At 39.2% G+C, this 13,117-nt stretch carries 10 protein-coding genes; 3 read left to right on the top strand and 7 right to left on the bottom strand.

Features of this window, described 5'->3' with window-relative positions; all coding sequences use genetic code 11:
• The first annotated feature begins 91 nt into the window (after positions 1–91).
• On the top strand, positions 92–1,513 hold the full coding sequence (locus tag SY85_RS04675) for an aminotransferase-like domain-containing protein (RefSeq protein ID WP_066402029.1): 1,422 nt from the start codon (positions 92–94) through the stop codon (positions 1,511–1,513).
• Positions 1,514–1,550: 37 nt separating this feature from the next.
• On the opposite strand, the gene SY85_RS04670 is transcribed toward SY85_RS04675, so the two are convergent.
• Complete coding sequence (locus SY85_RS04670; RefSeq protein WP_066402028.1) at positions 1,551–1,949, bottom strand: response regulator; 399 nt, start codon at positions 1,947–1,949, stop codon at positions 1,551–1,553.
• 289 nt (positions 1,950–2,238) lie between these two features.
• On the opposite strand from SY85_RS04670, the gene bshC reads away from it, so the two are divergent.
• The gene (gene bshC / locus SY85_RS04665; protein WP_066402027.1) at positions 2,239–3,837 is read left to right on the top strand and encodes a bacillithiol biosynthesis cysteine-adding enzyme BshC; all 1,599 of its coding nucleotides are present in this window, start codon (positions 2,239–2,241) and stop codon (positions 3,835–3,837) included.
• Here bshC and SY85_RS04660 read toward each other — a convergent pair.
• The 6 genes from SY85_RS04660 to SY85_RS04635 form a co-directional block, all read right to left on the bottom strand.
• Positions 3,834–4,775, bottom strand: coding sequence for a DUF6929 family protein (locus SY85_RS04660; RefSeq protein ID WP_148661117.1), 942 nt, complete (start codon positions 4,773–4,775; stop codon positions 3,834–3,836). The two genes, bshC and SY85_RS04660, sit on opposite strands and share 4 nt — an antisense overlap.
• Positions 4,717–5,250: a 5-(carboxyamino)imidazole ribonucleotide mutase gene (purE, locus tag SY85_RS04655; protein ID WP_066402025.1), complete on the bottom strand. Its 534-nt coding sequence runs from the start codon at positions 5,248–5,250 to the stop codon at positions 4,717–4,719. The genes SY85_RS04660 and purE overlap by 59 nt, the downstream gene beginning before the upstream one ends.
• Positions 5,251–5,393: 143 nt before the next feature.
• On the bottom strand, positions 5,394–6,719 hold the full coding sequence (locus tag SY85_RS04650) for a TolC family protein (protein ID WP_066402024.1): 1,326 nt from the start codon (positions 6,717–6,719) through the stop codon (positions 5,394–5,396).
• Between the two features lie 30 nt (positions 6,720–6,749).
• Positions 6,750–9,887, bottom strand: coding sequence for an efflux RND transporter permease subunit (locus tag SY85_RS04645; RefSeq protein ID WP_066402023.1), 3,138 nt, complete (start codon positions 9,885–9,887; stop codon positions 6,750–6,752).
• A 77-nt stretch (positions 9,888–9,964) separates the two neighbouring features.
• Positions 9,965–11,080 (bottom strand): efflux RND transporter periplasmic adaptor subunit, encoded by a 1,116-nt coding sequence (locus SY85_RS04640; protein WP_066402022.1) that lies wholly within the window; start codon positions 11,078–11,080, stop codon positions 9,965–9,967.
• A gap of 135 nt (positions 11,081–11,215) precedes the next feature.
• Entirely contained in the window at positions 11,216–12,337 is a 1,122-nt protein-coding gene (locus tag SY85_RS04635) for a 5-(carboxyamino)imidazole ribonucleotide synthase (RefSeq protein ID WP_066402021.1), read from the bottom strand.
• Between the two features lie 179 nt (positions 12,338–12,516).
• On the opposite strand from SY85_RS04635, the gene SY85_RS04630 reads away from it, so the two are divergent.
• A complete protein-coding gene (locus tag SY85_RS04630; protein ID WP_148661116.1) occupies positions 12,517–13,092 on the top strand; it encodes a hypothetical protein in 576 nt (191 codons plus the stop codon).
• Positions 13,093–13,117 lie beyond the last annotated feature (25 nt).

The following is a 13,117-nucleotide window of genomic DNA, read 5'->3' as shown; positions in this document are numbered from 1 at the left end:
GTGAATGTTGATTATGAAGCAAAGTTCTGAGTCATAATAATACAAGTACAGATACAGTTTTGATACCTTTGACCGGTACAGATTAGGGTTTATGCAAGACGAATTATTATATCAACGCATTGCTGCTGGTATTGAATTTCAAATATTCAAAGAGGTATTAAGGGTGGGAGATAAGCTGCCATCTATCAGAACTGTGTGCCGAGAGCAAGGAGTAAGTATGAGTACTGCTACACAAGCCTATTTTGAATTGGAGCGGAAAGGGCTAATTGAATCTCGTCCTAAGTCGGGATATTATGTTTCCCAGCTGTCTCATAAATCTTTGGAAAGTCCGTTTACTAGCCACCCAACTTCTGAAACGTCAAATAATTATATTGACGATTTAGTATTGAGGGTAAATGATAGTTTGTGTGATAACAAGCTGACTCAATTTTCATTGAGCGTTCCATCAGATGAATTGTTGCCTATCGCCAAACTCAATAAGGCTGTACTGCATGCTATGCGCAATTTGCCGTATAGTGGTACGGGTTATGAACTTGCGCAAGGAAATTTAGACTTGCGACGGCAGATTGCTCGCTGGTCTTTTACATGGGGAGGCAAACTCCGTGAAGAAGACATCGTTATAACAGCCGGATGCCGAAATGCGTTGGCTCTTAGCCTTATGGCTGTAACAAAATGTGGTGACTCCATTGCTGTTGAAAGTCCTGTCTATTTTGGGATATTACAATTGGCGAAAAGTCTTGGGTTAAATATAGTGGAGCTTTCTACTAATTCTAAGACAGGAATTGAAATTGAGGCTTTAAAAAAAGTGATGCCACAAATAAAGGCTTGTTTGCTGGTAAGCAATTTCAATAATCCCTTGGGCAGTTGTATGCCCGATGAACAAAAAAAGGAAGTTGTGTCTTTGTTGTCTAAACATGAAATTCCTCTACTAGAAGACGATCTCTATGCCGACACTTATTTTGGTAATAGTCGTCCTTTATCTTGTAAATCGTTTGATGAAGAGGGCAATGTTCTATGGTGTAGTTCTGTTTCAAAAACACTTGCCCCAGGGTATAGAGTAGGTTGGGTGGCAGCGGGAAAGTATACTGAACAAGTGAAACGGTTAAGTTTGTTACATAGCGGATCAGCAAGTACTCTTACACAACAGGTAGTAGCAGATTTCTTAGAAAATGGGCGTTACGAGAACCACTTACGCCGACTGCGAGGTATTCTTCATACCAATAGTTTACAGTTCCTACGGGCCATAGGAGAGTATTTCCCAGAAGATACTCGGGTAACAAAACCCCAAGGTGGTTTTGTATTGTGGTTAGAGTTGAACAAAAAAATAGATGCTATAAGACTTTATGAGAAAGCCCATCGCCAACGAATAAGTATAGCTCCTGGTCCTATGTTTACCCTTCAAAATCAATACTCTAATTGTATCCGGTTAAGCTATGGCTTAAAATGGAGTAGGGAGTTAGAAACAGGATTAAAACAACTAGGTAGGATGGCAAAGGAGATGACCAATGAATAATGGCGATCAGAGTAAATATTTAATAGGCGTTTGCTATTTAAGAATAAACGTAGTTCAGTAAAAAGCCTTTGGCTATTTGTTTCAGTTCCGCAGCGCTGTTTGGTTTGAGTACACATTTTACGCCCATCTGACCACAAACTAAGCGGTCCATTGGATTATTAGAGGTTGTAAAAGCCACAATAGGAATAGGGCGTAAAAGGGCATCTTCCTTGATACGCTTGATAGTCATACGTCCATCCATTAAAGGCATATTTATATCCATTATAATTAAAGATGGAAACGAAGCCGGACTAGATTTCAATGCTTCTAAATGTTTTAACGCTTCTACGCCATTGTTAACCTCTGTAACACTAACAGAAGGATCAATTTCCTTAAAAGCTTCTTTCATAAAGTTCAAATCGTCTATGTCGTCGTCTACATAAAGGATTATGGGCATGGCGGATAATTATGACTAAAAGCAAATATAATAGGAATAGTAATTAGTATAAATTGATTCGTTTTCTTATTGTTTGTGTAACCGAATACTACTAATCTGAAGGTTAAATGAAATCCTTTAAACACAATAAATTTAGAAAAATTGAATCCTTGAAGTTTGAGCTATTTCAAAGTATATACCTTTTGAAGCAAACTGACCAGCCTAATTCAATCATATGTTAGTCTGTAAATAATCAGTTAACATAAGCGTCAATTGTTACACATTGACAAGATGTGAGTATTTTTAACCCATGTTTTCTGCGCAACGTATTCCATACCAACAGACTGGAGCTTTTACTAAAATTGTTTTAGATTACTTGGAAGGAGCTGCTACATTATCTCCATTTTATGAGGAGCATCCAACTATTGATGGCATAAAGGAGCTCATCGCTAGAAAACAAAAGCAGTCCATAGATCGACCTCTTTTGGTTGCTACATTAAATGAACAATATAAAGAGCTAGTCGTTGACGAAAAGGTAAACAGTAATATAACATTGTTGGCTAAGGAAACTACGTTCACTGTCTGTACTGCCCATCAGCCTAACTTGTTTACTGGTCCACTCTATTTTATCTATAAAATTCTTCATGCAATAAAGCTGGCAGGCGAACTGAAAAAGCAATTGCCTGAATATGACTTTGTTCCTGTTTATTATATGGGATCTGAAGATGCGGATTTGGCGGAATTGAATCACTTTACTGTTGAAGGAAAAAAATATGAGTGGGCTACCTCTCAAACGGGGGCTGTAGGGCGAATGCTGGTTGACAACAGCCTTTTGTCATTATTGGCAACGCTGGAAGGGCAGCTTTCCATTTATCCTTACGGTAAAGAATGGATAGATACGCTTAGAAACTGTTTTAAAGAAGGTAACACTATACAACAGGCGACATTAAAGCTGGTGCATAGCTTGTTTTCTTCATATGGATTAATCGTATTGATTGCAGACCAACCTTTGTTGAAAATAAGTATGAAACAGGTATTTGAAGATGATCTGTTTCTGCATGCACCATCTCAAATTGTAAGTAATACAGGAGGGAAATTAAGTGAACATTACAATGAACAGGCACACGCCCGTGATATAAATTTATTTTATCTGCAAAATTCTATTCGTGAGCGAATTGAAAGCAGTGGTGATAAATTCATTGTTCATAATACAGACATAGTCTTTACAGCATCTGAATTAAAAGAAGAATTAAGCGTACATCCAGAACGGTTTAGTCCCAATGTTATTTTACGTGGTTTATACCAGGAATCGATATTGCCAAATATTGCATTTATAGGTGGTGGTGGAGAGATTGCTTATTGGCTGCAATTGAAAGATCTTTTTAAACACTTTAATGTACCTTTTCCTGTACTGGTTTTAAGGAATTCCTTTTTGGTACTAGAGAAGTCTTGGCAGCAAAAGATAGAAAAATTAGGCCTCACACTTGAAACTATCTTTCAGCCGAATGAAGTTATCTTAAACTCTCTTGTAAAACAGCATTCAGTGCATGATCTTGCATTAAATGGTAAGCTGGAAAGCGCGAGTGCTTTATATGATTCTATATATGATCAAGCACAAAATATTGACCCTACGTTGGCTCAACATGTGGCTGCCATAAAAAAACAAGCGTTGCATCGGTTGCAAGAATTAGAGAAGAAAATGTTACGTGCAGAAAAACGGAAATTCAATGAACAAAAACTAAAGATTGAGACTATTAAAAACAAACTCTTTCCTAAAAACAGCCTACAAGAGCGTGTTGATAATATAGGCTACTACTACTCCCGTTGGGGGCATGAATTTATCGAAGCTTTATATGAGCATTCTTTAGGTTTAGAGCAAGAATTTACTGTCTTAACGGAAAATAATTAAAGCGTTAGTTTTACTTTATAGAGCGTACTTCGGCCATCATCATTATCGGCAACTAAATGAAGGAAGTATGTATTTCCTTCATGGCTTTCTATGCAAACACCTTCTATCTTTTGATTACCAATTTTAAGCTCCTTTGATAAGTTTATTAATTTGTCGGGAGCAATTGATGCCTTGCATGTTTTGTTTGAGTAGTTGTTGAAATACCCTAAATAACTTTCACCAATAGCACCGTCTTCAGTAGCACTTTTGGTAATTTCTGTAGATGCTGTAAAGAAGAGCAGATCGTTTTCATGCGAGTATTCTAGTCCAGAAATGCCAACAGTATTCACTAAATTTTGAAAAGCTACTGCAGATTTTTTCCAATGCGTATACTTTTTTAATGAGCGCTTTTTAATAGGAATTGAGACCAAATAGTTCGTGCGATTATTAAAGTTGGCACGATTGCTTATCACCACCTGTTTATTGATTACAGCCGATCCTTCTATATTGGGTTCACTAATGCCGATTTTCTTTAGGTAGTGAATTGGAATTATTGTAGAAATTGTTTTATAGCGGCTTAGATTATTTTCAGGAAATGCATATAATGTGTTTCTTTTTTCAGATGAAAAAGATGCGGTAGCCACCAGGTATTTTTCCCCTTTGTACTTGCAAAAAGTCAGCGACTCTAGGTCTGGCTTGATTGAGTAATGAATACGCTTACCGCTTTGCTGGAAAATGGTTACGCTATCAATAGGTTTATAATCTGTGGTTAAAACCAGTAACTGGGTGGCATCATCACCCATGATATAGAGCTTACCATTGTTATATTCAATGCCTGATGCGGATGGGTAATTTTCTAAGTATTCAGTTTTTAGTAATGTTACAGACTGTGCCTTAGCGTTATTTAACATCAAAGCGGTTAGGGTAGCCGCTATGCTGTAAATGCTCCACTTTTTCATTTACCTCTTTTTTTAAGTTCTCCATGTAGGTTACGATCTTTTGGCGCAGATTTTCATCAGAAGTGCCTAAAATTTTAGCGGCTAATATTCCGGCATTTTTAGCTGCGTTGAGGGCAACAGTAGCAACAGGCACTCCATTGGGCATTTGAAGGATTGATAGGATTGAGTCCCAACCATCAATAGAATTTGAGGATTTAATAGGTACGCCAATTACTGGTAATGGTGTAATGGCTGCTACCATACCTGGTAAATGTGCTGCTCCACCAGCACCTGCTATAATTAGCTTAAGACCTCTACTGGCAGCTGATTCAGCATATTCCAGCATACGCTGTGGCGTTCTGTGTGCTGATACTACAGTTAGTTCAAAAGGAACTTCAAAGAATTGTAAGATATCAGCAGCTGCTTTCATTACCGGAAGGTCACTATCGCTACCCATAATTATGCCTACCAAGGGAGATTCTTGTTTGTTGTTCATCTATTAAAAACGTTTTGAGCAATTAATGCAAGCTGCGAAGTTCGTAAGAAATCTTAAAATGATATGTAGCAACTTTTCTCAAAAAGAAAACGGCCATCTCCAATCGATTGGAGATGGCCGTTTAGCGCAAGTTTTAATGTGTCTTATTTAATTATATCTCCTTTTAGACGCATTAACTCTATTTCTGAAACTTTAGTATTAAAGCGTGCCTGAATTAACCGGTTGGTTGCTTCAGCCAAGTTAATCTGCGCTTCACGCATTTCTATGAATGTAGAGATGCCTAAGCGGTAGCGTTCTCTGGCTATGAATAGGTTTTCACGTACTAGTTTAATATTTTCTTCTTCTAAAGCCAATGTGCGCTTATAGAGGTCATAATTGCGATAGCTGGTAACTATGTTCGTATTAAGTTGCGCCAAATTACGATCGTATTGAAGGCGCTGATAGTCAATGTCAAGTTGGGCGGCCTTGGTAAGTCGTCTGTTTTCCAATCCATTAAACAATGGAATAGTAGCCGTAACTCCATAGTTTAATCCTTTATTCTGATTTAATAAAGGCTGCGTAATTTCATTTACCACTGTTTGGTTACGTGTGCGGTTGAAATTGTATGCTGAATTAAACTCAATAGTAGGGAAGCGCTCAGCACGACGTTGTTGAAGCGTGAGGTCTGCTAAAACTAAGTTCTGTTTAGCCAAAAGTAAATCAGGGTTAGATGCTGTCAAACCCGTTTGAACGGAATCAAGTGTAAGGTGTGTATTGAAAGCAATTGTAGTGTCTGCCACTGAAAACTGCGTGTTCAAAGGCTGCGCCAACAAGTTATTCAATTGCTCTTTCAGGTTACCAATATTCGATTGTTGTGTTAGCAGTGCTGAACGTTGTGCATTCATATCAATTTGAGCCTGAAGAACGTCTGGTTTTGCTCCTGTTCCAATATCAAATTTATACTGGGCAATCTTTAAGCGCTCTTCACTTAGTTGCATTTGTTCGTCCATAGCCCGTTGAAGCTGTTCCTGGCGTACAATGTCATAATAGACACGCATAACATCAGCAACTGTTGTTACTACCTGGGCTTTGATCTGAATTTCGCCTAACTCAACTAATTCCCCTAAACGTTTTTTAGTGATAAACATTTTAAATCCATCAAACAACGTCCAGTCTAAGTTTAACGACGCTTGTAGGTTATTGGATTTAACGTCGCCACCTCTTTTAGCTCCACTGGCCAGTTCTTGACGCTGGTTAGTGGCGTTGTGAATATAGGCACCTCCTGCATTTAAGCGAGGCAAGAATGCATAGTTCGCATAGGAGTTGTTAAGGGCAGCCAGTGTGGAATCATTCCTGGATAATTGGATATCGTAATTATTCTTTAAAGAAGTAGCTACGGCTTCTTCCAATGTTAATAGGCGGGTTTGCGCTTGTGTCAATACAGACACCAACATAAGCCCCAAGCCAAAAACACTATATTTAAGTTTCATGTTCGAATTAAATTTAAGCCTGCAAGTTTTCTAGTTTTCAATACTTGCTTTAGTATGTGCAACCGAAGCTGCATTTTGTTGTTCTAGTAGTTCTTGTTCTTCCATGACTTCCAACTCATTTTTCTTCTTTTTAGAAGATAGGAATGAGTACATAGCAGGTATAACAAATAGTGTTAAGACCAATGAGAATACGATACCACCTACAATCACAATTCCTAATGGTATACGGCTGGTAGCCGCAGCACCCAATGAAAGTGCGATAGGTAAGGCGCCCAATGCCATGGCTAAGCTGGTCATTAGGATAGGTCGTAAGCGCTGACTTGAGGCATAAATAGCAGCTTCCATTTTGCCCATGCCTTGCAAGCGGTTCTGGTTGGCAAACTCAACGATAAGGATACCGTTTTTTGTTACCAGACCTATTAGCATGATCATACCGATCTGTGAGAAGATGTTTAACGAATGTCCAAAGATCCAAAGGGAGAGTAGGGCACCCGCTATCGCCAATGGTACTGTTACCATAATTATCAATGGATCGATAAAGCTTTCAAACTGTGCTGCCAAGATCAAGAAGATTAATCCCAAGGCTAAGAACAACGCAAAGTTGGTATTGCTGCCACTTTCTTTATAGTCTCTGGCTGTGCCTGTTAACTGCGTTGAAAATGATTCATCCAAAAGCTTTTTTGCTATTGCTTCCATTTCATTAATACCATCGCCAACAGTTTTGCCTGGCGCCAAACCTGAAGAGATAGTAGCTGATTTGAAACGGTTAAAATGGTAAATGGTAGATGGTGTAGTGGCCTCTTCAAATGAAACTAAGTTGTCTAAACTAATCATTTGACCATCTCTATTTCTTACATATAATGCTTTTAAGTCAGTTGGATCATCACGGTCTTTACGAGCTACCTGGCCCATAACCTGGTATTGTTTACCTTCTTTGGTAAAGTACCCCAAGCGACGGTTACTCAAAGCCAACTGTAAGGTTTGTGAAACATCTTCAACACTAACGCCTAGTTCACTAGCTTTTAAACGGTCTACATTAATTCTAAGTTCTGGCTTATTGAATTTTAAATCAGCATCGACACCCTGTAGAACTGAGCTTTTGTTAGCTTCTTCCAAAAAGCGAGGTAGTATCTGGGTTAATTTATTAAAATCGTTATTCTGAATTACGAACTGAACCGGTTGTCCACCTCTTCGGTTCACTGAGATCGTTTGTTCTTCAATGGCAAAAGCCCTTCCTTCATTAAATTTTGGAAGGTTACGGTTTACCATTTCTACGATTTCTTTCTGGGAACGCTCTCTTTCCATTGGATCTTTTAAGGTTACCCTCACCATCCCTGAGTTAGTGGCGCCACTAGCAAACCCCGGCGCTGTAATAGATAGTACCGTTTGTTTTTCCGGCACAGAATCCAACATGAAAGTGGTTAATCTATCGATATAGCGATCCATGTAGTCGTAAGCCGTTCCTTCGGGTGCTGTAACCTGAAGACGGAATTGACTTCTGTCTTCCATTGGAGCCAATTCAGAAGGAAGCTGTTGCCCTATGTATGCTATTAAGCCGCCGCATATAATAACAATGAGCCATGCCAATCTCCGCACTTTCATAAAGCTCGTAAGCAGCCTCTTGTATCCATTTTCCATCCCCAGGAAGAAAGGTTCTGTTTTAATATAGAACCAGGAATGCTTGTGTACATCCTTCTTACTCATTTTTACGTTCAGTACTGGCGTCAAAGTCAATGATACAAACGCTGAAATTAATACCGCACCAGCCACCACTATACCAAACTCACGGAATAAGCGTCCCACAAAGCCCTGTAAGAAGATGATTGGTAAGAATACTACAGCCAACGTGATCGACGTGGCAATTACAGCAAAGTAGATTTCTTTTGAACCTTCCTTAGCTGCTTTCCACTTGTTCATCCCCTGTTCCATCTTTTTATAGATGTTCTCGGTTACAACTATACCATCATCCACAACCAGTCCTGTTGCTAAAACAATGGCCAGTAGCGATAATACGTTAATAGTAAACCCACAGAGGTACATGATAAAGAAGGCCCCTATCAGCGAAACAGGAATATCTATCAACGGACGGATAGCAATCAGCCAGTCGCGGAAAAACAAAAAGATGATCAATACAACGAGCCCAATTGAGATCATCAACGTTTCTTCTACTTCCGATATAGAGCGCTTAATGAACTTAGTCTGATCAAGAGCAATGTTCATTGTAATGTCCTGTGGCATTTCTTTTTTAAGCTGCTCGTATCGCTTATAAAACTCATTAGAGATGGATACATAGTTGGAGCCAGGTTGTGGTATGATTGCTAATGCAATCATTGGGATACCACTTTCTCTTAATTGAGACTCTTCGTTTTCTGGTCCTAAAACAGCTTCGCCAATATCTTTTACACGTATGTCTGAACCGTTGACATTTTTAATTATAATATTGTTGAACTCATCCTCTGTGTTCAAACGGCCAAATGTGCGCACAGTAAGCTCAGTAGCATTACCAGAAATTTTGCCAGATGGTAGTTCCACGTTCTCTCTTAATAAGGCTTGCTGTACGTCGCCAGGGGTAAGCGCATAAGCCGTCAGCTTCTCTGGATCAAACCAAATGCGCATAGCATAGCGTTTCTCTCCCCAAATCTGAATAGCACTAACCCCGGGTATGGTTTGTAGACGCTCAACCAAAACGTTGTTGGCCCACTCTGATATCTCCAATTGGTTGCGTGTATTGCTCTGCACGGTCATGGAGAGGATAGGGTCGGAGCTGGCATCGGCTTTTGATACTACTGGAGGAGCTTCCAAGTCTGAGGGCAGAGAACGTGATGCTTGGGATACTTTATCCCTTACATCGTTTGCCGCTGCCTCAAGGTCTACACCCAAATCAAACTCTACGTTGATATTACTTGAACCGGCATTACTACTGGATGTAATGTTTTTAATGCCTGCAATACCATTGATGGCCTTTTCCAGTGGTTCTGTAATTTGGGTTTCAATGATATCTGGGTTCGCACCGCCATAAGAAGTTCGTACGTTGATATTTGGTGGGTCAATAGCCGGATAGTCTCTTACACCTAAAAACTTAAAGCCTATAACGCCAAACACTACAATGATAATGTTCAACACTATGGCTAAAACCGGCCGCTTTAAACTGATTTCTGATAAATTCATAACTCAATCCTATATCTCTCAAAAGAGAGGGGATTTAATTAATATGGTTTCTACTTCAACGAAGCTGCTCAATTTTATTATAGCGCAGCTTTTTGTGTTACCGCACTAGTATCAGGCTGTGAAGTTGTGCCATTAACTACTTTGCGGATGGTAACTTTTGAATCTGGTTTCAGGCTAAGTAATCCTGTAACAATAATAGTGTCACCTTTCGTTAACCCGCTGGTAATTTGGACATTGGAAGAGTCCCGAATACCTGTTTCTACATCTACAAAATCAACTTTGCCGTCACGATATACGTATACTTTCTTACCGCGAGCTTGGGGTATAATCGCCTGAGTTGGTATCATTAAAGCATTAGGATCCGGATCAAAGGCTACATGCACTTTTGCAAATCCTCCTGGTACAAGCCCTGCTTCTTCGCCTTTAACTTGCGCACGAATGGTAAGACTTCTGGTGGCTTCTGCTATGCCTGACTCTGTAGCCATTACAACAGCTGTATAGTTTCGGGTGCTTCCATCTACCGTAAAATTTACATATTTGCCGTTTTTAACCACGCCAGTATATTTTTCCGGGACATTGAAGTCAACACGTAGACCGCTTGTTTTTTGAATAGAAGTAATAATGCTTTGAGGCGTTATATACGCTCCAATGCTAGTTGCTTTTAAGCCTAGTTTACCACTGAAAGGAGCACGAATAACAGTTTTTTCTATTTCTGTATTGATAATTGCAAGGTCAGCACGAATGTTACTAACCTGCAAAGAAGTAACATCGTAGTCTTGTTTACTTATCCCACCAATTTTTTGTAACTGATTGTATCGGTCTTCTGTTTGTTGGGCCATCTTTAGCTGCACTTCCAGCTTGCGTCGTTGCGCTTGCAGGTCGGCATCGTATAATTTGGCTAAAACAGCACCTTTACTTACAAAGGCACCCTCCCTTACATTTAGCGAAATAATTCTGCCTGCAACCTCTGGATGAATATCGGTTGATTCTCCAGCTACGATGGTTCCTGGAACATCAATGGCGTCACTTACCGTTTCGGTATGCACTATATAACCATCAACTTTAGCAGGCGGGCGAGGTCCCGTTTTCTGCTGTGCAGCCGCATCTTTTTTGCGCTTACTATCGCAAGAAGTGGCCAAAATGGATAGGGAACAGACTAATGCTAACGAGTAAAATAAATAAGAACGTTTCACTTGTGTCTCAATTGGTGTTAGAACGTCAAAAGTAGGTTCTAATTAAAACAAAACGGTCTTAAAATACTCTTAGAGCCGTGCCATTAACTTTAATTAACCTTAAACGGCTGATGAGCGGTTAATATCAAGGATGAGTTAGGATATTACCGAAAGTGACTGTTTAATCTTGTTCGCCTTGTGTATCAGGTCTTGTTTTTCAGCACTCATGATAGTAATATGCCCCATTTTGCGACCAGGTTTTGTTTCCAGCTTACCATATAAGTGGATAAATGCATTTTCAATAGACAAGGCTTCATTTAAACCATCATATTTAACAGGACCCGAAAATCCTTCGTTTCCAACCAGATTTACCATGATGGAAGGGAGTATGGCTTTTGTATTGCCTAAGGGATGCCCCAAAATAATTCGCCAGAGCATGTCAAATTGAGAGCTGAAATGTGCTTCAATAGTATGATGCCCGCTATTGTGCACACGAGGAGCTGTTTCATTTACAAAAACATCCCCACGTTGATCTACTAGCAATTCTACTGCAAAAAGTCCTGGTGATTTAAAGTTGCGGACTACAGAAACGGTGATGGCTTCAACTTTCCAAAGTGTTTCTTTTGATATTTCAGCAGGGCAGAGCTGGTAATCTAATAAATTCAGGTTAGGGTTAAAGACCATTTCCACAGGTGGGTAAAGGACCGTTTTGCCATTGTTGTCAACAGCAACCATTAGCGCTATTTCTTTCTGTATTTTGATCTTTTTCTCCAATACACTTGGAGCATCAAAAGCCTTTTCGAGGTCTTCAGCTGTATCTAGTAATTGTACGCCTCGGCCATCATATCCGCCTTCTCCTATTTTATGAACTGCAGGTAAAAAGCTATGATGTTGACGGGTATCAGCTAAATTTTCTGTAATAATGTATTCAGCGGTTGGAATGCCATGTTCCTTATAGTAGGCCTTTTGAAGAATCTTATTTTTAATTGTTCTAAGAACAGTCGGTTTAGGGTAAACCTTAACACCTTCCTGTTCCAACTTTTCTAATGCCTCAATATTTACGTTTTCAATTTCGATAGTAATGGCATCCAGGTTTTTGCCAAATTGATACACGGCTTCAAAGTCACGGATATCACCTTTTGTAAAATGGTGACACAAATGGGAGGCTGGACAGGCCGCATCATTTTCTAAAACAAAGGTTTCTACCTGATAGTTTGCAGCTGCCTGTAACAACATTCTGCCTAATTGACCTCCACCGAGGATACCGACTTTTAGCATGAGGCGAAGATAATGACTGTTTGGAGTTTAACCGATTTCGGATTTTTAGACTTCGATTCTAATTAATAATAGTAAAAAGGAGAACCAATAGCAGTAATTAGTATTGGCAGTTGTATTTTCAACTATTGTTTAAATAAGGAACCTGATATCTATACTTAAAATAACCAAAGACTAACTAAATGAGAATCTTTCTAATGGCTACTTGTATAGCTGTCTTTTTAGTTTCAAAACCAAATCAGCTTTTTGCTCAACGAAAAATTAACCAATTGGGTATAATTGCAGAAGCAGGCTTTCCCAAAAATGGCAATATGGGTTTGGGTGGTTTTATAAAGGGTGCTTATGGAATTAGTAAAAGTGGACAAGTAACATTTCAAACAGGTGTATCTATATACAAGATAGAACCTAGGTTGGTTTTTGAAAATACTATTTTCATTGGTAGCCAAAAGACACAAGTTCGATTAATTCCTGTACTGGTAGGTTATAAGCATTACTTCAATCATTTTTATATAGAACCACAAGCTGGATATGGTGAGCTGGGTGGAAAGATTGATGAAGGAGGAGATTGGATACGCTCATCCGTTGGAGCCTTTTATTGGGTGGCAGGGGCAGGTTACCAATTCAATAAAGTGGATGTAGGTGTGCGGTATCAAAGTGCACATGTTACAAGCAAATACAAAGCTGGAATATGGGGTAATGAGCCAGTTTCTTTAATAGGTATCCACCTTGGTTACTTCTTTACTTTAAATAAGAAATAGGAAAATACAATTACTTTTCTTCCAA

This window comes from Flavisolibacter tropicus, from assembly GCF_001644645.1.
Lineage (GTDB): Bacteria > Bacteroidota > Bacteroidia > Chitinophagales > Chitinophagaceae > Flavisolibacter > Flavisolibacter tropicus.
Note: the sequence above shows the minus strand (reverse complement) of the source record. Positions and strands in the feature narration are given on the sequence as shown.